Raw genomic sequence first — 23,874 nt, 5'->3', positions numbered from 1 at the left:
GCACTATGGCTGGCCTAGTTTTGGAACCAGGAACAACCACTCCTGAAGTTGATCAGCAGGGTCTGACAATGGCAGCGGGAGTCCTTCCACCGGAACCGCGGAACAGCGCCCGGCGGAAGGTTTGGCGGCAAGCGAAAGGCAATGGCGAATATGGCAGCAGCAGCCGCCGGGGGCAGGACCGCCCCGCAATCCAAGAGGACCACCAAGGGGCTGACTCCCCGGCAGAAGAAGATCCTCGAGACCATCCAGCGCTCCGTTAACGAGAACGGGTATCCGCCGTCCATGCGGGAAATCGGCGACACGGTGGGCCTTGCCAGCCTGTCAAGCGTGACCCACCAGCTCTCGCAGCTGGAAAAGCTGGGCTACCTTCGGCGCGACCCCAAGCGGCCGCGTGCCATGGAAGTGTTGATGCCGCTCACGCTCGATGGCGGGGGCAAAGGTGGGGGCACGCCTGCCGCGCCCCAGGCCGCAGGAGGCGGCGCCACAGTCACGGAGCTGCCCACCGCACTGGACACAGCCATGGTTCCGCTGGTCGGCCGGATTGCCGCCGGTGGCCCCATCCTTGCCGAACAACTCGTCGAAGACGTCATGCCGCTGCCCCGCCAGCTGGTTGGCCAGGGTGAACTTTTCATGCTCAAGGTGGCCGGCGATTCCATGGTGGATGCCGCCATTTGCGACGGCGACTGGGTAGTGGTGCGGCGCCAGGCCGACGCCGCCAATGGTGACATTGTCGCTGCTCTGCTGGATGACGAGGCCACCGTAAAGACCTTCCGCCAGCGCGATGGCCACACCTGGCTGCTGCCGCAGAACACCCAGTACGAACCGATCCTGGGTGACCATGCCACCATCATGGGCAAGGTCGTCTCGGTCCTGCGTTCGCTCTAGCCCCCGAACGCCTGCGCGGCATCCGCGCAGGCGCTGTCCGGCGGTTCCCAGGACGCGCCGGATCTCAGGACGCGTGGGCGCCCAGCCTGCTGAGGGCTGCCAGCGCCTTGGCGCGGTCAGTGGTGGCCCAGAACGGCGGGAGGGCGCCGCGCAGGAATCCCGCATAGCGTTCGGTGGCCAACCGCGAGTCCAGGACTGCCACCACGCCTTTGTCGCCGGTTGACCTGATCAGGCGGCCGGCCCCTTGGGCGAGCCGTATGGCAGCATGTGTGGCGGAAACAGACATGAAACCGTTTCCGCCTGCGTGCGCCACGGCACGCGAACGCGCCGTCATGAGTGGGTCGTCCGGCCGCGGGAAGGGGATGCGGTCAATCACGACCAGCCGGCAGGATCCACCGGGAACATCAACGCCCTGCCACAGGGACATGGTTCCGAAGAGGCAGGTGTCCGGTTCGTCCGCGAATTGTTTGACCAAGGCGGTCATGGTCGACTCCCCCTGGCAGAGGACAGTCATGCCGAGCTTCGGGCGGAGGGCATCGGCAGCTTCCTCAGCCGCCCGCCGCGACGAGAACAGGCAGAGCGCTCCCCCGTTGGAGGCCTTGATGAGCGCTTCGAGTTCGGCCAGGGCCTCCGGGGAGACACCCCGGCCAGGCTTGGGCAGGTGGCCGGCAACGTAAAGAATGCCCTGTTTCGGGTAGTCAAAGGGCGATCCAACATCCACGCCCGTCCAGCTGGGCGCGCCGTCACCAAGCAGGCCCAGGCCTCCTGCGGCCGGTTCGAACGCGGAACCGATCGCCAGGGTGGCAGAGGTCAGCACGACGGTATGGTCGGCGAAGAGCCCTTCCCGGAGCCGCCCGGCGACGGAAAGCGGTGCAATGTTGACCAGGACCGGAGCACTGTCATCGGGCTGCGAATAGCCTTGGCCCGGATCGAAGGTGCTCGCGCGGGAGAACCACACCACCTCCCGGTTTTCCCGGGCGGCGATCAGCCGCTCGCAAAGTTCCAGGATGAGCATTAGCCGGGAACGCGCCAGCTGCCGCCCGCCGTCGGCCGTGGTGTTGCTGTCCCCTTTGGAATCGGACAACGCAGCCCGGCACGCTTCACGCAACTGGTCCACGCAGTCGAGTTGCTCATCGTTCAGGCCGTTGGGGAGCAGCCCGTTGGGCGCGCCCGCGAGGGCCATTTCCAGGTTGGCAGCTGCGGCGTTCAGCGCATCAACGGTAATGGCGGTATGTTTCCGCGCGCCGGAAGCGGCGGCGTGCACCATGGCGACGGACAGCTGCCCGGACACGGCACCGGTCACCCTGTCCTGCAGTTCGTGGGCTTCGTCCACCACCACGACGTCGTATTCGGGCAGGACTGCCAGTCCCTCAAACGCGCTCACGGCCAGCATGGCGTGGTTGGTCACCACCACGTCGGCCTCGGCGGCATCCTGCCGGGCAAGCTCGCTGAAGCATTCGGCGGCCATCGGGCATTTTTGGGCCCCGAGGCATTCCATCGAGGTAACGGAAACCTGCCGCCATGCACGGTCGGTCACGCCAGGCAGCAGCTCGTCGCGGTCGCCGGTGGCCGTCTTCTCCGCCCACTCGCGCAACCGCACAACTTCCTTGCCCAGCTGCGACGACGGTCCGCCCACCGAGGCAGCAAAGTGCGGAACACTGGTGTCCTCCCCCAGGGAGAACAGCTGCCCTTCCGACGGTTCCTCGGACGGGAACCCGCCTTCAAGCTTGTGGCGGCACACGTAGTTGGACCTGCCCTTGACCAGGGCCACCTTGACCGGCCGGTCCAGCGCCGGCGTGATGTTCTTCAGTAGCCGGGGCAGGTCCCGCCCCACAATCTGGGTCTGGAGCGCCAGGGTCGCCGTGGAGACCAGCGCGGGCTTGTTGCTTTCCAGGGCATGGGCGATCAGCGGTACCAGGTAGGCCAGCGATTTGCCGGTGCCGGTGCCGGCCTGGACCAGGAGGTGGTTTCCGGTTTCGATGGCCCGGGCCACCTGGCGGGCCATTTCGTGTTGTCCGGTGCGGCTTTGTCCGCCCATGCCGGCGACGGCGCGGTCGAGCAGTTCGATAACGAACTGCTCGCCGGCCGTCTGCGCAGCTTCGCCGGCAGCGGGATCAGTCATTGACGACGAATTGTTCCAGTTCGGACGCGAGGCCCTCCCGGACCATCACCGCAGCCCTGGTCCCGGCTTCGATGTGGTCCAGGCTGAGGATCTCGGCGTCTGACTCGTGGAGCTTGCTGATCAGGTCTCCGCGGTCGTAGGGAATAAGCAGCTCCATCTTGACCGATGGCCGGGGAATGGATTCGCTGATGGCCTTCAGCAGTTCCGGGATGCCCTCCCCGGTCCTGGCCGAGACCACCACGTGCCGCGGCTCGCGCTGTTTCAGCCGCTCCACCACGAAAGGGTCCGCCGCATCGGCCTTGTTCAGGACGATGATCTCAGGGACCTTGCGCGCGTCGACTTCGCTGAAGACCTTCCGGACCGCAGCGATCTGACCTTCGGGATCGGGGTGCGAAACGTCCACCACATGCAGGATCAGGTCCGAGTCCGCCACCTCTTCCAGGGTGGAGCGGAAGGCTTCCACGAGCTGGGTGGGCAGCGAGCGGACGAATCCGACGGTGTCGGCCAGGGTGTACCCCAGGCCGTCAGCGGTTTCGGCCTTGCGGACAGTGGGATCCAGCGTGGCGAACAGGGCGTTCTCCACGAGGACTCCTGCGTCCGTGAGCCGGTTGAGCAGCGAGGACTTGCCGGCGTTGGTATACCCGGCGATGGCCACGGAGGGTACTTCATTACGACGGCGGTTGGCCCGTTTGGTCTCGCGTGCCGGCTTCATTGCGGCGATTTCGCGCCGCAGCTTGGCCATGCGGGTACGGATCCGGCGCCGGTCCAGTTCGATCTTGGTCTCACCGGGACCACGCGAGCCCATGCCGGCGGCGGCGCCACCCACCTGGCCGCCGGCCTGGCGGGACATCGACTCGCCCCAGCCGCGCAGGCGGGGAAGCAGGTATTCCAGCTGCGCCAGTTCCACCTGTGCCTTGCCTTCGCGGCTCTTGGCATGCTGGGCGAAGATGTCCAGGATCAGGGCTGTCCGGTCGATGACCTTGACCTTGACGATGTCTTCGAGGCCGCGGCGCTGGGAAGGTGCCAGTTCGGCGTCCACCACCACGGTGTCCGCGCCGGTGGCCATGACGATGTCCTTCAGTTCCTGGGCCTTGCCGGAACCCAGGAACGTCCCGGGGTCCGGCTTGTCGCGGCGCTGCACCAACCCGTCGAGGACCTCCGAACCGGCGGTCTCGGCCAGGGCGGCCAGCTCGCGCAGTGAGTTTTCGGCGTCGGCCAGCGTCCCCTCGGACCAAAGCCCGGCCAGGACCACGCGTTCCAGGCGCAGCTGCCGGTATTCAACCTCGGTGACGTCCTCAAGCTCGGTGGACAGACCCGCCCTGCGGCGCAGTGCACGCCGTTCCTCGAGGTCCTGTTGGTCGCCGTCGTACGTTGAATGTTCTTCGTCGAGCCGGGAAATGGCTTGGGCCTTGCCAAACACGGCCTTTCCGCTGCCGCCTTCACCGCCGGACGTGCCGGCATTCCTGGCGGGGACGTCCTTGGCGAGGATCCGGTCGATGACAGCCTGGATCTCCTGCGGACTCATGTCCTGGGTGGCTGGATCGGAACCGGAATTGGGCTGGCTGGTCATGGTCTCCTTTGAAGATTCGGCAGTTCCAGAATAGTGCTGATTGGCTCGATGTTGATAAGTATTCGCGCTGGGCTGACGGCCTGCGGTCATTCAGTTCTCCTGGTTGTTTCGCCGCCGGCTGCGATGCCGGGGCTTGAGGGCCGCGTCAGGACGGCGGCAGGGCTGGAAAAGCCGGACCAAGGGCGCGAAGTGCAGCAGGGGGCTGACTTTCGAGTTGTGTCCGGCGGCCGGGCGGGCGGAAAAGCCTGGCCGGTGCGCAAAGCGGAAGGTACGGAAACCTGCGTCGCTGCGGGACGGACTGTCGCGGGAGGACAGTGTGCGGGACGGGCGCGGCCCGTACCAGCTACTCGAAGATCAGGAACATGTACGCCAGCGTAGCAGAGCGGCTGCGGGCCGGTTTCCCATTACGCTGCAGGGGGAACTACTCTGGCCAGTTATGGAGTCCGCACACTATTTCAGCCCGTCACCTGCCGGCCCCTTTACCAGGAAGCCCCTGACGGTGGAATTGGCCGGTGAGGCGCGGCGGCTCCAGACCTCCCAGGGGATCTTCAGTCCCGACGGCATCGACAAAGGCACCGCGGTGCTCCTGGCCGGCGTCCCGGCGCCGCATCCCAAGGGAAACCTGCTGGACATCGGATGCGGCTGGGGACCCGTGGCGCTCACCATGGCGCTGCTGGCACCCGCTTCCAGGGTCTACGCCGTGGACGTCAACGAACGCTGCATCACCTTGACCAACGAGAACGCTGCCGCACTGGGGCTGGCCAACGTCGTCGCCAGCACCCCCGGGTCCGTGGATCCGGAGATCCGCTTCGACACCATCTGGTCCAACCCGCCCATCAGGATCGGCAAGGACGAACTGCATGCCCTGCTCAAAATGTGGCTGCCGCGCCTGGCAGAGGGCGGGACGGCATGGCTGGTGGTGCAGAAGAACCTGGGCTCCGATTCGCTTCAGCGCTGGCTGGCGGCCGAACTGGACAGCTCCTTCACCGTGACCCGCGAGTCGACGGCAAAGTCCTTCCGGATCCTGGCGGTCAGGAAAGCGTCCCACTCGCCACGATGACGGCGGGGCCGCTGAGCTCCACATGCTCGTGCCCGCCGGGGCCGGCAAAGAACTTCACGCCCACCACTCCGCCGGGAACGTGGACCCGCCAGGCGTCCGGGGCTTCCGCGCCGGCCCAGTGCCTGATGGCGACGGCGGCAGCGCAGGCACCGGTCCCGCAGGACTGGGTCTCCCCCACGCCGCGCTCGTGCACCCGCATGGTCACGGATCCCACTCCGTCATGGACCAGCGGTTCGGCCGGCACCACGAATTCCACGTTGGTCCCGTTCGCCGGAACCGGCTCAACCTTGGGGGCGGTGAAGAGCCGGGTGCCCGTGAGCTCCGAGAGTTCGGCAAGCGCCACCACCGTGTGCGGGTTGCCCATGCTCACGGAGAGGGCCGGCCGGGCAACCTCCAGCCCGTCGGCGGTGACCAAGGAATCCATGGCCTTCGCGCTGGCGTCACCGGGGAAGATGAACTCCCAGGGTCCCATGTCCACCGCGTAGCCGTCTCCGGTCCGGACCACGGTCTTGACGCCGCCCCGGGTGCCGATGGTGAGCGATCCGCCGTCGGGCAGGTCGATCAGTCCCTCGGTCCGGAGGAAGTGGACGAAGACCCTTACCCCATTGCCGCACATCTCTGACAGGGAGCCGTCGGCGTTGCGGTAATCCATGAACCATTCCGCGTCCGGGGCGCCGGCGAGCAATTCCTGGCCCTCTGGCAGGAAGCGGGACGGGACGGCCCTGATCAGGCCGTCCGCGCCGATCCCGCGGTGCCGGTCGCACAGGGCGGCAGCCTGGCCCGCGCCGATCTCGTGCATCCCCTCAGGGTCGGCCACCAGGACGAAATCGTTGCCGGTGCCGTGCCCCTTGGAGAAGCGGAGGCCGCTCAGGGTGCGCAGGGCAGGTCCGGTGGTTTCCGCGGGGGTAGCATTCATGATTCCAAGCGTAGCGGCGGAAGCTGTCCGTCCTGAAACCGCCGCTACCGGGACAGTTCCAGGGCCTTGCCCAGGAGCCCGGGGTCCTGCCAGTCGAGCCAGACGATGCGTGGATCGGCACGGAACCACGTCAGCTGGCGCCGGGCGAACTGCCGGGTGGCCACGATGGTCTCCTCCGCGGCGGCCTGTACTGTGGATTCACCGTCCAGGGCCCGCAGGAACTGTGCATAGCCCAGCGCACGGGACGCGGTTTTGCCGCGGCGCAGGCCGTTGGCATCGAGCATCCGGATTTCGTCCAGCAGGCCCGCGTCCACCATCCGGTGCACACGTGCGGCCAACCTGTCCCGGAGCACCTCGCGGTCCACGCTGAGGCCCAGCTGGATGGCGGGCCGGTGATACTCCCGCCGGGGCATGAAGGAGCTGAAGGGCCGTCCGGTAAGTTCGTGCACCTCGAGGGCACGGATGATCCGCCGGGCATCGGAGACCCGGGCGGCGGAGGCAGGATCGACGGTCCGGAGCCTGGCAAGGAGTGCTTCGGTACCGAGTTCGGCGTGCTCCACTTCAAGCCGGGCACGCAGCGCCGGATCGGTCCCGGGGAACTCCAGTACGTCCAGCGCGGCCCGGACGTACAGCCCGGAGCCACCGGCCAGGATGGCGCGCTTGCCGCGCGCATGGATGGCGTCGATGGCGCCGCGGGCATCGCGTTGGAAGTCGGAAACGCTGGCTTCCTGGGTTACGTCCAGGGTATCCAGGAGGTGGTGCGGCACTCCCCTGCGCTCGGCCATGGTGATCTTGGCGGTGCCGATGTCCATGCCGCGGTAGAACTGCATGGCATCTGCGTTGATGACCTCGCCGTCCAGGGCGAGGGCAAGGTTGACGGCGAGGTCGGACTTGCCTGAGCCGGTGGGACCGACGACGGCGATGACAGGCGGGGCAGCCACCTGTCAGCGGGTGCGCAGCGGCAGTGCGGGCATGCCGAGGGAGACGCCCTTGCGTTCCCCGGGTAAAGCCGGGGATGGTGCCCCGCAGGAGTCGGCCTGGGACCTGTCCCACGCGTCCCCTGCCCGTGACCGGCGCAGGCTGTAGTCCTCAAGCGTCGGATCAGACACGAGGTGGAAGGCAGCGGCTTCGGTAATGGTGACGGTGACCAGGTCTCCGGGCCTGGGGGCGGGTGCACCCTCCGGGACCGAGAAGTGGACCAGCCGCTGGTCCTGCGACCGGCCGGAGAGCCGGTGGGTTTCCTCCGACTTCCGCCCGGACTGGGCGGTGACCATGACTTCGAGCCGGCGGCCTAGCTGCTTCCGGTTTTCTTCCGCGGCGATTCGGTCCTGGAGGGCGGTGAGGCGTTCAAAGCGTTCCTGGACCACGGCTTTGGGGAGCTGGTCGGGCAGGTCGGCCGCCGGTGTGCCGGGACGCTTCGAATACTGGAAGGTGAAGGCGGTGGCGAAGCGGGACTTTTCGACCACGTCCAGGGTTGCCTGGAAGTCCTCTTCCGTTTCGCCGGGGAAGCCGACGATGATGTCGGTGGAGATGGCGGCGTGCGGGATCCTTTCGCGGACCTTGTCAAGGATGCCCAGGAACTTGGTGGACCGGTAGGAACGCTTCATGGCCCGGAGGATGCTGTCCGAGCCGGACTGCAGCGGCATGTGCAGCTGCGGCATCACGTTGGGCGTCTCTGCCATGGCGTCGATGACGTCATCGGTGAAGGCGGCCGGGTGCGGGCTGGTGAAGCGGACGCGCTCGAGCCCCTCGATCTCTCCGCAGGCCCGCAGCAGCTTGGAGAACGCCTGCCGGTCCCCGAATTCCACCCCGTAGGAGTTGACGTTCTGGCCGAGCAAGGTGACTTCGATGGCCCCGTCGTCCACGAGAGCCTGGATCTCCGCAAGGATCTCTCCGGGCCGGCGGTCCTTTTCCTTGCCGCGCAGTGCCGGGACGATGCAGAAAGTACAGGTGTTGTTGCAGCCAACGGAGATGGACACCCAGCCCGAATAAACAGAGTCACGTTTAGTGGGGAGCGTTGACGGGAAGACGTCCAGGGACTCCAGGATCTCCAGCTGCGCTTCATTGTTGTGCCGGGCCCGGTCCAGGAGGGCCGGAAGGGCCCCGACGTTGTGGGTACCGAACACGGCGTCCACCCATGGCGCCTTCTTGAGGATGCTCTCGCGGTCTTTTTGCGCCAGGCAACCGCCCACGGCGATCTGCATGCCGGGGTTGGCCACCTTCACGGGGGCCAAAATGCCCAAGTTGCCGTAGAGCTTGTTGTCCGCGTTTTCCCGGACTGCACACGTGTTGAACACCACGACATCGGCATGCTCACCCTCGGCCGGGACGTAGCCGGCGGCCTCAAGCAGGCCGGACATCCGTTCGGAATCGTGGACGTTCATCTGGCAGCCGAAGGTGCGCACCTGGTAGGTGCGGGGCTGGGCTCCGGATTGCGGGACCGTCCCTGCTTCGACGGAAGGGGTGGCGCCGGGTTGGGGGGAAGGAATGGTCAAACTCACCCGTTAAGGGTACCGGCTCTGGAGTGGGTCGCTGTCGCTGTCCTGCCGCGAATTGAGGACATCGTTGACGATCCGGAACGCCTGGGAGGGTTGATAGCCCTTGCGGGCCAGCATGGAGGCCAACCGCCGCACCGCTTTGTCCCGTTCGCCGGGACCGGCGAGGTCTGTCCCGGGGCGGAGCTTGCGTTCCACCAGGGCGCGGGCCGCGGCTTCCTCATCGGCGTCGGTCAGCTGTTCCAGGGCCGAAGCAGCTGTTTCCTGGTCGATGCCCTTCTCGGCGAGCTCCCGCCGGAGCGCGCCTTTGGCCAGCTTCCGGGACTGGGCCCGGCTCCTGACCCACATGTCGGCAAATTCGGCATCGTTGATCAGCCGGACGTCCTGGAACTTGTCCAGTACGGCCTCGGCGACGTGTTCCGGGATGTTCCGCTCCGCCAGTTTCCGGGCAAGCTGCAGCCGGCTTTTGGGAGCCGCTGTCAGCTGCCGGTAGACGATGGCCTGCGCCACCGAGAACGGGTCCGGTTCGGCGTCCGCCTCCTGCGGGTCCTCAGGGACGGCAAACCCGTCCGGCGCCCCTGTCGAGGGGCTGCCGGAACGGGTCCGCCGTGTTCGTGGGCCGGTCAAGGGCTAGAACCCGTCGACGGCTTTCAGCTTTGGTGCGTCCTTGGACTCATCCTCGGCAGGCTTGACGCCGACACCCAGCTTTTCCTTGATGAGGCGCTCCAGCTCGGCGGCCAGCTCCGGGTTGTCACGGAGGAAACGGCGCGAGTTTTCCATGCCCTGGCCGAGCTGGTCACCATCATAGGTGAACCAGGAACCCGACTTCTTGATGATGCCGTGCTCCACGCCCATGTCGATGATGCCGCCCTCGCGGGAGATGCCCTGGCCGTAGATGATGTCGAACTCGGCAACCTTGAAGGGCGGAGCCATCTTGTTCTTGACGATCTTGGCCTTGGTCCGGTTGCCGACGGAGTCCGCGCCTTCCTTCAGGGTCTGGATCCGGCGGACGTCGATGCGGACCGACGCGTAGAACTTCAGGGCCTTACCGCCGGTGGTGGTTTCGGGGGAACCGAAGAAGACGCCGATCTTTTCGCGGAGCTGGTTGATGAAGATGGCGGTGGTCTTGGTCTGGCTCAGGCGGCCGGTGATCTTACGCAGGGCCTGGCTCATGAGGCGCGCCTGGAGGCCGACATGGCTGTCGCCCATGTCGCCTTCGATTTCTGCGCGCGGCACCAGAGCGGCAACGGAGTCGATGACGATGACATCCAGCGAACCGGAGCCGACCAGCATGTCCATGATTTCCAGGGCCTGCTCGCCGGTGTCCGGCTGTGAGACCAGGAGGGCATCGGTGTCCACGCCCAGCTTGGCGGCGTAGTCAGGGTCCAGGGCGTGCTCGGCGTCGATGAAGGCTGCGATCCCGCCCGCGCGCTGGGCGTTCGCCACCGCGTGCAGGGCAACGGTGGTCTTACCTGAGGATTCAGGACCGTAGATTTCGATGACGCGGCCGCGCGGGAGCCCGCCGATGCCCAGGGCGACATCCAGGGCGATGGAGCCGGTGGGGATGACTTCGATCGGAGCGCGGACTTCGTCGCCCAGGCGCATGACCGAGCCCTTGCCGAACTGCTTGTCAATCTGGGCAAGCGCTGCTTCCAGCGCTTTTGCACGATCCGGGGCTGCCGCCATGGTTGACACCTCTAATGCTTTCTCGATGGTGGCCTTCGCGGCCGTTGTGTTGGTCATCTCTGACGCTAGGGGGACCCACTGACATTCCGGCCGGAGGACAACGGCTATGTGGATAAACCCGATGAAAAAATCATAGCCTTATCCGAACAGGTATTCGAAGAGTGGAGCTCTTGCGGCGTGTCCGCCGGCAGGACTCCGGCCGCCGGACAGCGCCCATCCCCTCCGCTAGTCGCGGCGCGGGGCGATGTCGCGGCCAAGCCGCCGTTCCGTCGGGACATCCTGGACGTCGCAGACCGCAAGCCAGACCCGGCGCGGCTCAACCCCGGCCGCCAGGGCCTGGTCAGCGGTGCGCCCGCCAACGCCGGCAAGGACCAGGGTGCTGCTCAGCACGCGGGAGTATCCCGCACCGAACTCGTCATCCATCAGGCGCCAGTACTCGCTGATTCGCATCGGTAAATCCTCTCATGATTGTGGACCCTAGAATTGTTGCCATGAGCAACTCCCCGGACCCGCCGCGGCACGACACAGGCAACGACGCCGCCGACACCGCGCTGCAGAATGTTGAACACCAGATCAGCCTTTTTTGGCGGCGGGCGCGGGCCATCTCCAACCAGCTTTCGCGCGAGGTCCACCCGGACATGGAGCCGGCGGCGTACGGGCTGTTGACGATTATCCGCCGGGAAGGACCCATCCGGCTCACCGAGCTGGCCATGAACATCGGGGTGGGCAAGCCGTCGGTCAGCCGGCAGATCGCGTTCCTGGAAAGCCTTGGCTTGGTGTCCAAGGAGGCGGACCCCCTGGACCGCCGGGCGCAGTCGATCCGGCTGACGCCGAAGGGCGAAGAGAAGATGCACCAGGTCCAGGACGCCAGGCGCCAGGTCTTCCAGGAGCGGCTGCGCGAGTGGCCGGTGGAGGACCTGGAGGAATTGGCCCGCTGCATGGCAAGGTTGAACTCCACCTATGAGCGCGACGGGTTCCCCAAGGAAGCCGCCGATGGGCCGCCCTCACCGGAGCGGGCGCACGAGGATTGACGACAGCAGGAAGCCCCCGGCATGGCCGGGGGCTTCCTGCTGTCCGGCGCCCACCCTGGGGTGGGCCGCCTTACCGGGCTCCGGAGAGGAGGCCCGTGGAGAGTTCGTCGTTCAGTTCAGTGTTGAGGTCGCGTTCCAGGTCACGGCCGTAACGCTGGGAGAATTCCTGCGGAACGGTGTCCGGAACTGCGACGCCTTCGGCTACTGCCACGCGGTCGCTGACCTCACGGAGCATGCTTGACAGCGGAACATCCAGTGCCGAGCAGATCGAGGACAGAAGCTCTGACGATGCTTCCTTCTGGCCGCGCTCCACTTCGCTGAGGTATCCCAGGGAGACACGGGCGCTGTGCGAAACTTCACGGAGCGTGCGCCCCTGACGCTGGCGGACATCGCGCAGGACATCACCGATTTCGTGACGAAGTACTACCATCTTGCGCTCCTTCTGTTCGCTCTTAGCCTGTTCGGCGAGGCCCACATCCTTCCAGCGGACAACGCCGTTTACGGATACGGGCTGCTTTACCATCTGTATCGCCTTGCTCCCTCATTGGTCAGGTCCGCCGCCGGCGAACCTGTCTTGGTCATTTCATCCTAGGCGCCTCCGCTCTCCGGAAGCGACACAATGTAGTAACTAATCGGTAGTGGCTTTTGTTCCCGGCAACTTTACGCGCGGTAACTTGGCGGCCGGCAGGGCTCAGCCGGCGAGGGCCTCGAGGAGTCGTTCGAGGGCGGAGGCGCAGGCCGCGGCGCGGATGTCCGGCCTGCTTCCGGTGAAGGAGTACTCGAAACCGGCGGTGCCTGCGGCGGTGGCAATGCCGATGTAGACCCGGCCGACGGGCTTGCCGTCATGGGCTTCCGGACCGGCGACGCCGGTGGTGGAAACCCCGACGTCGGCGCCCAGGACAGTGCGCGCCCCGTCCGCCATGGCGCGGGCGACGTCGGGGTCGACGGAGCCGGCTCGGGCCAGCAGGTCGGTGGGCACGTGCAGCACCGCATCCTTCACGGAGTTTTGGTACGCCACCACCCCGCCCTGCAGCATGCCGGAGGCACCTGGGGTGTCAGCCAGGACAGCGGACACCATCCCGGCCGTCAATGACTCTGCGGTGGCAACGGTCCGTCCGGACTCAAGTGCCTGCCGGACAGCCTGGGCCGCCAGCTGGTGAAGGTTGCTCATGCCTGCTCCCGCCCCTCGGCTCCTGCCTGGCGCTTGCCCCTGGCACGCAGGCGCAGGGCCTCAACCACGTACTCAACGCCGGTCCACAGCGTGATCGCCACGGCTGCCATCATGACCGCAAACGCCACCCAGGACATCCAGGGCGCGAACGCCCCGAGCGGCAGCAGGTACAGGAAGATCGCCGCGGTCTGGACCACCGTTTTGAGCTTGCCGCCGCGGGAGGCGGGGATGACGCCGTAGCGGATCACGAAGAACCTCAGGGCGGTAATGCCCCATTCCCGGACCAGGATCACCACAGTGGCCCACCAGGGGAGCTCACCCAGCAGGGACAGCATCACCAGCGCGGAGCCGATGAGCAGCTTGTCGGCGATGGGGTCGGCGATCTTGCCGAAGTCCGTGACCAGGTTCCGGCTCCTGGCGATGTCGCCGTCGAGTTTGTCCGTGTAGATGGCGACGGCGAACGCAGCCACGGCTGCCCAGCGCCACGGTCCGGAGGTGCCGTGCAGCCCGGGGGCGTCCGCCACGAGGAACCACACGAAGAACGGGACCAGCGCGATGCGGATCATGGTCAGGACGTTGGGAAGGTTCCAGACCCCGGCACGGCCCTGGCCGGCGGCGGTTGCATCGGTGCTAGTCACGTTTCTAGGCTACCGGCCTAGCGCCCGGTGAGGGACCAGGCGTCCTCGGAGCCGTCGTCGTCATCGCCGTAGCCGCCTGGTGCGGAGTCGGAGCCGTCGTAATATTCGACGTTCTGCTTCCGCTGGTCCAGGTCCGCGGCCACCAGGTCCTCGGCGTAGCCGCCCTGGGCGATGTTGGCGTTGGCGTTGTCGCTGAGCGCGGCCGTCTGGGAATCGGCAGCTGCCGGCGGTTCCTGGCCCTTCATGGCGGCCAGGACGGCAGCGAGGTCGTCGGGTTTGACCAGGACGTCGCGGGCCTTGGAACCCTCGGAGGGGCCCACCACTCCCCTGGACTCAAGGAGGTCCATGAGCCGGCCGGCCTTGGCGAACCCGACCCGGAGCTTGCGCTGCAGCATGGAGGTGGAGCCGAACTGCGTGGTGACCACCAGCTCGGTGGCCTGCAGCAGCACCTCGAGGTCGTCCCCGATGTCGTCGTCAATTTGCTTCTTTTCCGCTTCGGGGGCGACGTCGTCACGGTAGACGGCCTGCAGCTGACCCTTGACGTGCTCCACCACCTTGTGGATCTCCGATTCGGTGACCCAGGCTCCCTGGACACGCATGGCCTTGGAGGCGCCCATGGGCAGGAAGAGGGCGTCACCCTGGCCGATCAGCTTCTCGGCGCCGGGCTGGTCCAGGACCACGCGGGAGTCGGTGACGGAGGACGTCGCGAAGGCCATGCGTGAGGGCACGTTGGCCTTGATGAGGCCGGTGACCACGTCCACGGACGGGCGCTGGGTGGCCAGGACCAGGTGGATGCCGGCCGCGCGGGCCAGCTGGGTGATGCGGACGATCGAGTCTTCGACGTCGCGCGGCGCCACCATCATAAGGTCGGCGAGTTCGTCCACGATCACCAGCAGGTACGGGTAGGGCCGGATGACGCGCTTGGAATCCACCGGCGGCTGGACCTTGCCTGCACGGACGGCCTTGTTGAAGTCGTCGATGTGCTTGAAGCCGTAGTTGGCGAGGTCGTCGTACCGGGCGTCCATTTCGCGTACCACCCACTGCAGCGCCTCGGCGGCCTTTTTGGGGTTGGTGATGATGGGCGTGATGAGGTGCGGGACGCCCTCGTAAGCGGTCAGTTCCACGCGCTTGGGGTCCACCATGACCATGCGGACCTCGTCCGGTGTGGCCCGCATCAGGATGGACGTGATCATCGAGTTCACGAAGGACGACTTACCGGCGCCGGTGGCACCGGCCACCAGGAGGTGGGGCATCTTGGCCAGGTTGGCCACCACGTAGCCGCCCTCCACGTCCTTGCCGACGCCCATCACCATGGGGTGGTCCGTGCGGCGTGCGTTCTGGCTGCGGAGGACATCGCCCAGGGAGACCGTTTCGCGGTCCGTGTTGGGGATCTCGATGCCGATGGCGGACTTGCCCGGGATGGGGCTGAGGATGCGCACGTCGCTGGAGGCCACGGCGTAGGAGATGTTCTTGGACAGGGCGGTGACGCGCTCCACCTTCGTGCCGGGCGAGAGTTCGATTTCGTACCGGGTGACGGTGGGGCCGCGGCTGAAGCCGGTGACGGTGGCATCGACGTTGAACTGGGTCAGGGTGTCGGTGAGGGCGGCGACGACGGCGTCGTTGGCTTCCGTGCGCTCCTTGGGGATGGACCCGGGGGTCAGGAAGTCCGAGGCCGGGAGGGTGTAGGTCACGTCGCCGGCGAGCGAGAGCTGCTCGGTCCGCTGCGGGATGGGAACGGGCGGCGGCGCGGGCGCCACCGGGTTCGAGGGCACCGTGGGCGCGGCGGCGGGCTTGCCGGGGGCCGCGGCACCGGGAATGACCAGGGGGATGGCTTCGGTGGCGTTTTCCGGCGGGGCCGCCTGCGAACCGGCGCCCAGGCCCTGGGCGGCCTTGATCTTCTCGACGGCGATCTCCGCCTGGGTGGGCCGCCGCACTCCGGGCGCGGGCCGCGCCGGTTCGCCCTCGTCGTCGTCAATGACGGCGTGCTCGAAGGCTTCGTCACCGACGTAGCCCTCGAGGCCTGGCTCGGCCTCCTGGTCCTTGCCAAAGAGCTTCCGCTTCTTCTTTTTGGGTGCGGCGGGTGCCGTCCGCTCGAGGTAGCTCCGGTCGTGGACGTCGGCGCGTTCCTGGTCCATCAGGTCGATGCCCATGAGGTGCTCGTACGCACCACGGATGCGGCGTGGAATGGCAGTGAACGGGGTGGCCGTGATGATCAGCACGGATACGAAGGCGAGCACGCCGTAGAGGGCCACGGGCACGGCGGGATGGATGGCGGCCAGCGGTGTGGCGGCCAGGAAGCCGAGCATGCCGCCCGCTGTGCGGAGCCCGTCGAAGCCGTCGGCCACCGTGGGCTGGCCGCCCAGGATGTGCGCCAGGCCGCAGCCGGCGAATGTCATGATCAGGAAGCCGATGCCCACCCTGTTGTTGCCCCGGCCGTCGGAGGGCTGCCGAAACAGCCGGAAGGCGCAGACGAAGAGCATGAGCGGGAGCAGCAGCGAAATCCAGCCGAACGTGCCGTTCACCACGGCGTAGACGGCGTCCGGGAACCAGCCCGTCAGTCCCCACCAGGCGAACGTGGCGATGAAGACGCCGAGCGCCAGGTTGAACAGGGCGGCGCCGTCGCGGCGGTCCTCGGCCGGAAGGTCGCTGACGTCGTGGCCGATGCGGCGCACTCCACCGCCCACCAGGTGGCCCACGCCAAGCCATGCGCCCCCCACCACGCGCAGCAGCCACGGCTGGTGGTGTTCGACGGCGGGAAGCTGGCGGGTGCGTGCGGTGCTGGATGAGCCGCCACGCCCCGCCCTGCCGGCGGCGGAGCCGGTTCCGCGGCCTGTGGAGCTCCCGGATTTGCTGCCGGAGCTGCCCCTGCCGGTACCTTTGGGCGCGGAAGTAGTACGTGTGGCCATAGTAGTTACGCTACCGGAAGCATGCTGTGATTCCGGGGATATCGGGGCCGGGAGCACCCCCGCTGCCGGCAGTTAAAGGCCTCCGGCCCGCACTCCTGCCGGTGGCGGGGAGGGCGGGCCGGAGCCGGCGGCATGGACTATCAGGCCTCGAGGACCACCGGGATGATCATGGGCTTGCGGCGCAGCTTGCGGTTGACCCAGGTGCCTACGACGCGGCGCACCACCTGCTGGAGCTGGTGGCTGGTGTGGTCGGCATTGTTCTGGACCGCTTCTTCCAGGGCCGCGTTGATCTTGGGGATGATGTCGTCGAAGACAGAGTCGTCTTCGGCAACGCCGCGGGCATGGATCTCCGGGCCGGACACCACCTTGCCGGTGGCGCGGTGGATCACCGTGATGATCGAGATGAACCCTTCGTCGCCCAGGATCCGGCGGTCCTTGAGGTCGGCGTCCGTGATCTCGCCAACGCTGGAGCCGTCCACGTAGACAAAGCCCACTTCCACCTGGCCCACGATGTCTGCCTGGTGGTCGCGGAGGTCGATGACCGTGCCGTTATCCGCGAGGATGACGCTGGCTTCCGGGACGCCGGACTCGATGGCGATCTTGCCGTTGGCGATCAGGTGGCGGGTTTCGCCGTGCACCGGCATCGCATTGAGCGGCTCGAGGATGTTGTAGCAGTAGAGCAGTTCGCCGGCAGCGGCGTGGCCGGAGACGTGCACCTTGGCGTTGCCCTTGTGGATCACGTCGGCGCCCAGCTTGAGGAGGCCGTTGATGATCCGGAAGACGGCGTTTTCGTTGCCGGGGATGAGGCTGGAGGCCAGGATGACGGTATCACCGTCCCCCACCACCACCCGGTGGTCGCCGTTTGCCATCCGGGACAGGGCCGCCATGGGCTCGCCCTGGGAACCGGTGGACATCAGGACCACCCGGTTGTCCGGCAGGTTGTCGATGTTCTTGATGTCGACGATCAGCCCGGCAGGGACGTCCAGGTAGCCCAGCTTCTCGGCAATGGCCATGTTGCGGACCATGGAGCGGCCCACGAAGGCCACCTTGCGGTTGTGCTTGGCGGCAGCGTCAAGGACCTGCTGCACGCGGTGCACGTGGGAGGAGAAGGACGCCACGATGATGCGCTTGGTGGCCTGGCCGAAAAGCCGCTCCAGGGTCGGCCCAATTTCCTTCTCGGCCGTGGTGAATCCGGGGACGTCTGCGTTCGTGGAGTCGGACATGAAGAGGTCAACGCCCTCTTCGCCCAGCTTGGCGAAGTGGCGCAGGTCGGTGATGCGTCCGTCCAGCGGAAGCTGGTCCATCTTGAAGTCACCGGTGTGCAGGACAGTGCCGCCGGCGGTGCGGATAAACACCGCGAGGGCATCCGGGATGGAGTGGTTGACGGCGACGAACTCGCATTCGAACGGCCCGAATTTCTCCACCTGGCCTTCTTCGACGGTCAGCGTGTAGGGCCTGATCCGGTGCTCCTGCAGCTTTGCCTCAATGAGGGCAAGCGTCAGCTGCGAACCGACCAGCGGGATGTCGTTCCGCAGGCGCAGCAGGTACGGCACGGCGCCGATGTGGTCCTCGTGGCCATGGGTGAGGATCACGGCCACAACGTCGTCCAGCCGGTCCTCGATGTAGGAGAAGTCCGGCAGGATCAGGTCAACGCCGGGCTGGGTTTCCTCGGGAAAGAGGACGCCGCAGTCCACGATCAGCAGTTTGCCGCCGATTTCGAACACGGCCATGTTCCGGCCGATCTCCCCCAGCCCGCCAAGCGGGACGATCCGCAGGGTGCCCTGGGGCAGGCGCGGAGGGGTGACGAGGCCGGTAAGGGCAGTTTGGGTCATAGTGCACTTCTTTCCAGGCGGAAGGGTGCCGGTCTTAGCCTCAGGAGAAGACCAGCCCCGCTTCCGCCAAATCCCCGCGGATGGTTTCGATCTCGGTTTCGTCCGGCTCCACGAGGGGCAAGCGGACAATCGAGTTGGGCAGGACTCCCTGCCATTTAAGAATCTGTTTGGCCGCCACGGCCCCCTGGACGCGGGTCATGGTGGCGCGGACCACGGGCTGCAGCTCGAAGTTGATCTTGCGGGCGGTCCCAAGGTCATTGGCGTTGACGGCGTCGATGAGCTCGCGGAAGCGGCGGGTGGCGACGTGGGTGGTGACCCCGACCAGTCCGACGGCGCCCAGCGCCATCCAGGGAAGGGTCAGCCCGTCATCGCCCGAGTAGAACAGGAGGTCAGTTTCGGCCATGACGCGGGTGGCTGCGGTGAGGTCCGCCTTGGCGTCCTTCACGGCGACGATGTTGGGGTGCTGGGCCAGCCGGATCATGGTGTCGGGCTCGATCGGAATGGAGGACCGGCCGGGGATGTCGTAGAGCATGACGGGGACGTCCACGGCGGAGGCGATGGCCTCGAAGTGCGCGCGGACGCCGGCCTGGCTGGGCTTGTTGTAGTAAGGGGTCACCAGGAGGAGGCCGTCGACGCCGAGGGCGGCTGCCTGCTGGGAAAGGTGCACCGAGTGCGCGGTGTCGTTGGTGCCGGTGCCGGCGATGATGGCCGCGCGGCCGCCCACGGCGTCCTTGACGGCGCGGAACATGCCGAGGTTCTCTTCGTCCGTCAGCGTGGAGGTTTCGCCGGTGGTGCCGGTGACCACCAGGCCGTCGCAGCCGTCGTCGACCAGTTTGCTGGCCAGCGCTGCCGCCTGGTCGTAATCCACTGCGCCGTCCTTGGTGAACGGCGTGACCATGGCGGTCAGGAGGGTACCGAGGGCAGGGATGTGCGCGGAAGAGTCAGCCATGGAAAAAACGTTACCCTGTCCCCGGCTGGTTAGGACAATGCCACGGACGTGACGAGCGTCAAATACCCTGCCGCCCCGGCCGCGGCGCGTCCGCCCCGGCATGGCAATAGCGGCCGACGGCGGACTGGCGCAGGCCCTCTGCCCATGATGCGAGACGCTGCGCCGCCCGCACATAGTGGAACAACTCCGTGGGCGTCAGCGCATCCAGGTCCGTTTCGGCAAGCCGGCGGGCCAGTTCCGCCCCTTCGGGCTGGGCGCTGAGGCTGATGCCCTCCCGCTGCCACGCCACATCCTCGGCCGGCCTGCCCGAAACCAGCTGGCGGAACAGGTAATCCACCACTCCCGGACTCATCGCCCTCAGGGGCCCGCCACCGGAGCGCTTATCCAGGGCCGGCCCGGTGGCGGGGTTGATAGTGCCCGACCGGCCGGCGGACTGCGGATTGTCCGCCGGGAGGTCACCTGGACGCGCCGCCGCCCGCCCGGACCCGTGCTGCTGGCGCCGCTGCCCCCGGGGTGCGGGGCTTCCTGCTGGTCTCATCTCCATAACTGCAATGTTATTCGAACATATATTCGAACACAAGGATGTGCAGAGACCCCTGGGATGGCGCGTGGCTGGCCGGACGGGCCGGCCGTCCCGAAGCCTGCGCCGGGCCGGCCCTGCTGTGACAAGCTGCGCCGGGGGTGCATGTGAGACGATCTGGTCATGACGTCCCGCTCTCCGGCCACCCGGTCCCGCAAGGCCCCTGGAAGCCGGCAACCGGGGCGCCTGCGGGGCATCGACGCCGCGCGGGGCGTGGCCCTGCTGGGCATGATGGCCACGCACCTGCTGCCCACCTTCGAATCAAATGCAGACCTCACGCCGACCTGGATTGGCCTCACCTTCTCCGGCCGGGCCGCCGCCCTCTTCGCGGTGCTGGCCGGCGTGGGGCTCGCCCTCTCCACCGGGAAGGACACGCCGCTCGGGGGCGCCCAACTCTCCGCCGCCCGGCGCGGCGTGGCACTGCGCGCCCTGGTGGTTGCCGCCGTCGGGCTTACCCTGGGCGGCCTGGAAGTGAACGTGGCCATCATCCTGGTCCACTACGCCGTGCTGTTCCTGTGCATCCTCCCTTTCCTGGGGCTCGGGGTGAAGCCGCTGTGTGCGTGGGCCGCCGGATGGATCCTTGCGTCGCCGGTGCTCGCGTACCTCCTGCGGCCTTGGCTGCTGGCCCCCGAGCCGCCGCTGAAACTGGGCCACAACCCCGGCTGGGACGACCTGGGTACGCCGTCGCGGCTGCTCGCGGATGTCTTCTTCACGGGCTACTACCCCGTGTTCCAGTGGCTGTCCTACCTGCTGGTGGGACTCGTGATAGGCCGCCTGGCCCTCGGCAAGGCCGTCATCCCGGTGCTGCTGCTGGCCATCGGAACCGTGGTGGCCGTGGCAGCCAAGGCCCTGGGTACGGCGGCCATGGAAGACTGGGGTGGCCGTGCGGCGCTGGAGCAGGTCCTTAACGCTCCGGGGTACCCGCTGGACAGCGTCCTGCAGGTGAACCTGACCGGCATCCAGCAGGAGGGTTCCTGGTGGTGGCTGGCGTCAGCGGCACCGCACTCGGGAACCCCGCTCGACCTGCTGCATACCTCGGCGGTGGCTGCTGCCGTGATCGGCGCCTGCCTGCTCCGGGAGCGCCTGGCCGAGTGGGTGGACCTGGACCTGCTGCTACCGTTGCGCGGGGCCGGCGCCATGACGCTGACCCTGTACACCGTGCACGTCTGGGTTGTCTCCGGCTTTTACCTGAAGCCCCTTCCCGCCGGCTGGACGGAGGACGGGATGTTCTTTGCCCAGGCGGCCACCGCCGTCACGATCGGCATCGTTTTCGCCCGGCTGCGGTGGCGCGGGCCGCTGGAGTGGGTGGGCCATACGGCGTCCCTGGTGGGCCGGGGAGGCTTCAAGGCCCTCTCCTGACATTCCCTCCGGGCAGTGCGCGGGCGGAATGAAAAGGACCCGCGCCCCCACTGGGGGCACGGGTCCAGGTCAGGCACCGGCTGCTATTGCGGCGTCAGCGTGAAGGTGGCCGCCTTGTCGCCGTAGTCATCATTCAGGACAACCTGGACCGGACCCTTCTTCACGTCGAACGCGATAACGCCCTCGCGGAGATCGCCGGCACCAACTTCATCGGTGGGCAGGGCGCCCATGCCGTCATCAAGGTAGACCAGTTCGCCCTCTTTGCCGTCAGCGTCGAAGACCGTGAAGTTCGAGGGGCTGGAGAAGCTGCTCCCCGTCAGCGTCTCCCAGGAGACCTTGACGGCCAGGAATCCGCCATTCTTGGGCTGAAGGTACGTCATGCCCGGAATTTCCGTGGTGTAGATGGAGTCGAGGACGCCGACATTGACGGTGTTGCCTTCCGAGACGGTGGCCACAAAGGAGTTCGCGCCGGCAGCGGATCCGCTTGGCGGGGCTGCTCCGTTGGACGGCGCCGGAGCAGCCTGTGAGGCCGACGGAACGCCAGGGGCTGCCGGGTTCTTCCGCTGCTCAAGGGCGGCGCCGGCCAGGGCAAGGGACATGAGGGTGAGCAGGATTGCGGTGATGATGCTCACCAGCCAGAGGACGCCGGTGATGATCCAGGCCTTCTTCTTGTTCTCCGGGTAGCCCTCCAGCGGGCGGCCTTCCTTGTCCCGGGTGTTCCCCGTCAGGGTCATGATCAGGTCAACGAGAGCCCAGACACCCAAGCCTCCGGCGGTCAAGAGCTTGGCGACAGCCGAACCGGTCTTGCCCAGGTAGAAGCGGTCCGCGCCGAATGTTCCCAGCAGGAGGGACAGGATCCACGTGGTGATGAACGACTTTCCGGGGCCGCCGGAGGGGAAATAGTTGCCGTGGGGCCCGGGCTGGTATTCCGCCTGCGGACCCGCAGGGTACTGCCCCTGGAAATCGGGCTGTCCACCGTACGTGGAGGGTGCCGGTGGGATGGGTGGGGCGGCCGGGCCATTGTGGGGTGGCTGGGGAAAATTCGGGTGGCTCATTGCTGGTCCTTCTGGTCAGAAGTGGGGTGCGGTGTGGGTGCGGGCAAGCGAGGGCACGGCTGGGCCGGGAGTAACCGGGCGTGCGTCAGGAAGCCTCCGGCCCGCTGCGGAGAAGCGAAGTGGTGGGGTTGCGGTGCCGGCCGCCGGCGGCCGGGGCCCCGCCTCGGGTCCTGAAGAGCCCGGACCGCGGCACAGGCATGGCCAGCCTCATGCTTTCCCCCAAAGCTAAAAAGTGTTTACTAAATAAACCTACCGTGGGCGGCAGCGGACCGCGATGGGCAGAAATGCCCATCGCGGTGGCGCGCGGCCTGCGGCGACGCCCGGTGCCGGGCGGCCGCCGGCCGGTATCAGGAGGCGGCGGTGAAGAGCTTCACGGCGTCACGCATGGACGCCCGGGCACGCTTGCGGTCCCCGGCCGCATCGTAGGCGCAGCTGAGGCGGAACCAGGAACGCCAGTCGTTGGGGGCGGCTTCGGCTTCGGCCCGGTACTTTTCGAACTCCGCATCGGCTGCGGCGCGGACGATCCGGCCGCCGGGCGTGCGTGGGAGTTCATCGACGGGCAGGCCGCCTTCGGCTTCCAGGACTTTGGCCATCTGCTCGGTGCGGGCACCGAAAATGAGCTCGCGGATCAGGGCCCAGGCCCCCACCACGGGCAGCACCAGGTAGGCGGCACCGATGGCCTTGGCTGTCAGGTTGCTGTCCGTCAGGAGCAGGAGCGAACGCTGAAACGAGACCACCAGGTAGAAGACCAGCAGCAGCGTGACCGCGCCCACCCAGATCTTGGTGCGGTTCTTCCGGAAGCCGGCAAGGAGACCGTTCATGGCCTAGAGTCCCAAGTCCAGGTATCCGTCCAGGCCCACCGTCAGTCCCGGGTGCGCCGCAACGTTGCGGACGCCCAGGAGCACGCCGGGCATGAAGGAGGCGCGGTCGAAGGAATCATGGCGAAGGGTCAGCTGCTCCCCCGGACCGCCCAGGAGCACCTCCTGGTGCGCCACCAGGCCGCGGAGCCGGACGCTGTGGACGCGGACGCCGTCCACCTCGCAGCCACGGGCCCCCGCGCGCTCGCTGGTGGTGGCATCCGGGCTGGGCGGAACCTGCGCCGCCGTGCGCTCGGCGGCGATCAGCTGGGCCGTGCGGACAGCTGTGCCGGAAGGGGCGTCCACCTTGTCCGGGTGGTGCAGTTCGATGATCTCCACCGATTCAAAGTACTTGGACGCCTTCGCCGCAAAGGCGGAGGCCAGGACCGAGCCCAAGGCGAAGTTGGGGGCAATGAGGACGCCCGTGTCCGGGTGTTCCGCCAGCAGGGACCCCAGGGCAGACAGGCGTCCTGCGTCCCAGCCTGTGGTGCCCACCACCGCGTGCATGCCGTGCTCGACGGCGAAGCGTACGTTGGCTTCGGTGCTTTCGGGAACCGTCAGGTCCACCACATACCGGGCGCCCGAGGCGGCCAGCTGCTCCAGCGAGTCACCCCGTCCCAGGGCTGCAACGAGCTTCATGTCGGGCGCGGCGTCGACGGCTTTGACGGCCTCGGCGCCCATGCGTCCGTTGGCGCCAAGGACGGCCACCAGCTTGGGAACGGAGTGTTGTTCGGTCATGCCGTTAACCCTACCGGCGGGACG

Annotated in this window: 22 protein-coding genes; 4 read left to right on the top strand and 18 right to left on the bottom strand. The window is 67.3% G+C overall.

All coding sequences use genetic code 11. From position 1 onward, the window contains the following. Positions 1 to 150: 150 nt before the first annotated feature. Positions 151 to 885, top strand: coding sequence for a transcriptional repressor LexA (gene lexA, locus ACFVTD_RS07650; RefSeq protein ID WP_387560407.1), 735 nt, complete (start codon positions 151 to 153; stop codon positions 883 to 885). A 64-nt stretch (positions 886 to 949) separates the two neighbouring features. Here the strand turns inward: lexA and ACFVTD_RS07645 are convergent, their stop codons facing one another. Both ACFVTD_RS07645 and hflX read right to left on the bottom strand, forming a co-directional pair. Further along, positions 950 to 3,007, bottom strand: coding sequence for an ATP-dependent DNA helicase (locus tag ACFVTD_RS07645; protein WP_387560404.1), 2,058 nt, complete (start codon positions 3,005 to 3,007; stop codon positions 950 to 952). Then, positions 3,000 to 4,577 (bottom strand): GTPase HflX, encoded by a 1,578-nt coding sequence (gene hflX, locus ACFVTD_RS07640; RefSeq protein WP_307492924.1) that lies wholly within the window; start codon positions 4,575 to 4,577, stop codon positions 3,000 to 3,002. Before hflX ends, ACFVTD_RS07645 begins: the two co-directional genes overlap by 8 nt. A gap of 436 nt (positions 4,578 to 5,013) precedes the next feature. Here hflX and ACFVTD_RS07635 point away from each other — a divergent pair, with 436 nt between their 5' ends. Beyond that, on the top strand, positions 5,014 to 5,637 hold the full coding sequence (locus ACFVTD_RS07635) for a class I SAM-dependent methyltransferase (RefSeq protein WP_387560401.1): 624 nt from the start codon (positions 5,014 to 5,016) through the stop codon (positions 5,635 to 5,637). On the opposite strand, the gene dapF is transcribed toward ACFVTD_RS07635, so the two are convergent. The 6 genes from dapF to ACFVTD_RS07605 all read right to left on the bottom strand — a co-directional run bounded on the left by dapF (position 5,609) and on the right by ACFVTD_RS07605 (position 11,184). Further along, entirely contained in the window at positions 5,609 to 6,553 is a 945-nt protein-coding gene (gene dapF / locus ACFVTD_RS07630) for a diaminopimelate epimerase (RefSeq protein ID WP_387560398.1), read from the bottom strand. The genes ACFVTD_RS07635 and dapF overlap by 29 nt on opposite strands. Before the next feature lie 44 nt (positions 6,554 to 6,597). Then, on the bottom strand, positions 6,598 to 7,494 hold the full coding sequence (gene miaA / locus ACFVTD_RS07625) for a tRNA (adenosine(37)-N6)-dimethylallyltransferase MiaA (RefSeq protein WP_387560395.1): 897 nt from the start codon (positions 7,492 to 7,494) through the stop codon (positions 6,598 to 6,600). A gap of 3 nt (positions 7,495 to 7,497) precedes the next feature. After that, entirely contained in the window at positions 7,498 to 9,054 is a 1,557-nt protein-coding gene (gene miaB, locus ACFVTD_RS07620) for a tRNA (N6-isopentenyl adenosine(37)-C2)-methylthiotransferase MiaB (protein ID WP_387560392.1), read from the bottom strand. Between the two features lie 3 nt (positions 9,055 to 9,057). Continuing rightward, positions 9,058 to 9,558, bottom strand: a complete 501-nt coding sequence (locus ACFVTD_RS07615; RefSeq protein WP_387560541.1) for a regulatory protein RecX — start codon at positions 9,556 to 9,558, stop codon at positions 9,058 to 9,060. 120 nt (positions 9,559 to 9,678) lie between these two features. Continuing rightward, complete coding sequence (gene recA, locus ACFVTD_RS07610; protein WP_056338727.1) at positions 9,679 to 10,734, bottom strand: recombinase RecA; 1,056 nt, start codon at positions 10,732 to 10,734, stop codon at positions 9,679 to 9,681. A 225-nt stretch (positions 10,735 to 10,959) separates the two neighbouring features. Beyond that, positions 10,960 to 11,184 (bottom strand): DUF3046 domain-containing protein, encoded by a 225-nt coding sequence (locus ACFVTD_RS07605; protein ID WP_307492932.1) that lies wholly within the window; start codon positions 11,182 to 11,184, stop codon positions 10,960 to 10,962. 41 nt (positions 11,185 to 11,225) lie between these two features. Between ACFVTD_RS07605 and ACFVTD_RS07600 the strand changes: the two genes are divergently transcribed. Continuing rightward, a complete protein-coding gene (locus ACFVTD_RS07600) occupies positions 11,226 to 11,765 on the top strand; it encodes a MarR family winged helix-turn-helix transcriptional regulator (RefSeq protein ID WP_387560388.1) in 540 nt (179 codons plus the stop codon). A gap of 70 nt (positions 11,766 to 11,835) precedes the next feature. Here the strand turns inward: ACFVTD_RS07600 and ACFVTD_RS07595 are convergent, their stop codons facing one another. The 7 genes from ACFVTD_RS07595 to ACFVTD_RS07565 all read right to left on the bottom strand — a co-directional run bounded on the left by ACFVTD_RS07595 (position 11,836) and on the right by ACFVTD_RS07565 (position 19,805). Next, a complete protein-coding gene (locus tag ACFVTD_RS07595; RefSeq protein ID WP_018771597.1) occupies positions 11,836 to 12,288 on the bottom strand; it encodes a helix-turn-helix domain-containing protein in 453 nt (150 codons plus the stop codon). 168 nt (positions 12,289 to 12,456) lie between these two features. Then, the gene (locus tag ACFVTD_RS07590; protein WP_387560385.1) at positions 12,457 to 12,936 is read right to left on the bottom strand and encodes a CinA family protein; all 480 of its coding nucleotides are present in this window, start codon (positions 12,934 to 12,936) and stop codon (positions 12,457 to 12,459) included. After that, positions 12,933 to 13,574 (bottom strand): CDP-diacylglycerol--glycerol-3-phosphate 3-phosphatidyltransferase, encoded by a 642-nt coding sequence (gene pgsA / locus ACFVTD_RS07585; protein WP_387560382.1) that lies wholly within the window; start codon positions 13,572 to 13,574, stop codon positions 12,933 to 12,935. The genes ACFVTD_RS07590 and pgsA overlap by 4 nt, the downstream gene beginning before the upstream one ends. A gap of 17 nt (positions 13,575 to 13,591) precedes the next feature. Continuing rightward, the gene (locus tag ACFVTD_RS07580; RefSeq protein ID WP_387560379.1) at positions 13,592 to 16,480 is read right to left on the bottom strand and encodes a DNA translocase FtsK; all 2,889 of its coding nucleotides are present in this window, start codon (positions 16,478 to 16,480) and stop codon (positions 13,592 to 13,594) included. A gap of 140 nt (positions 16,481 to 16,620) precedes the next feature. Further along, on the bottom strand, positions 16,621 to 18,312 hold the full coding sequence (locus tag ACFVTD_RS07575) for a ribonuclease J (RefSeq protein ID WP_387560376.1): 1,692 nt from the start codon (positions 18,310 to 18,312) through the stop codon (positions 16,621 to 16,623). A gap of 40 nt (positions 18,313 to 18,352) precedes the next feature. Then, positions 18,353 to 19,261 carry a 4-hydroxy-tetrahydrodipicolinate synthase gene (gene dapA / locus ACFVTD_RS07570; RefSeq protein WP_387560373.1) on the bottom strand — a complete coding sequence of 303 codons (909 nt, stop codon included), beginning with the start codon at positions 19,259 to 19,261 and terminating at the stop codon, positions 18,353 to 18,355. Positions 19,262 to 19,319: 58 nt separating this feature from the next. Beyond that, positions 19,320 to 19,805: a hypothetical protein gene (locus ACFVTD_RS07565; RefSeq protein WP_387560371.1), complete on the bottom strand. Its 486-nt coding sequence runs from the start codon at positions 19,803 to 19,805 to the stop codon at positions 19,320 to 19,322. A gap of 159 nt (positions 19,806 to 19,964) precedes the next feature. Here ACFVTD_RS07565 and ACFVTD_RS07560 point away from each other — a divergent pair, with 159 nt between their 5' ends. Next, complete coding sequence (locus tag ACFVTD_RS07560; RefSeq protein WP_387560368.1) at positions 19,965 to 21,200, top strand: heparan-alpha-glucosaminide N-acetyltransferase domain-containing protein; 1,236 nt, start codon at positions 19,965 to 19,967, stop codon at positions 21,198 to 21,200. Positions 21,201 to 21,283: 83 nt separating this feature from the next. Here the strand turns inward: ACFVTD_RS07560 and ACFVTD_RS07555 are convergent, their stop codons facing one another. The 3 genes from ACFVTD_RS07555 to dapB form a co-directional block, all read right to left on the bottom strand. Then, positions 21,284 to 22,255, bottom strand: coding sequence for a TM2 domain-containing protein (locus ACFVTD_RS07555; protein WP_387560365.1), 972 nt, complete (start codon positions 22,253 to 22,255; stop codon positions 21,284 to 21,286). 347 nt (positions 22,256 to 22,602) lie between these two features. Continuing rightward, a complete protein-coding gene (locus ACFVTD_RS07550; protein WP_387560362.1) occupies positions 22,603 to 23,076 on the bottom strand; it encodes a hypothetical protein in 474 nt (157 codons plus the stop codon). A gap of 3 nt (positions 23,077 to 23,079) precedes the next feature. Then, positions 23,080 to 23,850, bottom strand: a complete 771-nt coding sequence (gene dapB / locus ACFVTD_RS07545; protein WP_387560359.1) for a 4-hydroxy-tetrahydrodipicolinate reductase — start codon at positions 23,848 to 23,850, stop codon at positions 23,080 to 23,082. Between the last annotated feature and the right edge of the window lie 24 nt (positions 23,851 to 23,874).

The sequence above is a fragment of the Pseudarthrobacter sp. NPDC058119 genome (genome assembly GCF_042884655.1).
Classification (GTDB): Bacteria; Actinomycetota; Actinomycetes; order Actinomycetales; family Micrococcaceae; genus Arthrobacter.
Note: the sequence above shows the minus strand (reverse complement) of the source record. Positions and strands in the feature narration are given on the sequence as shown.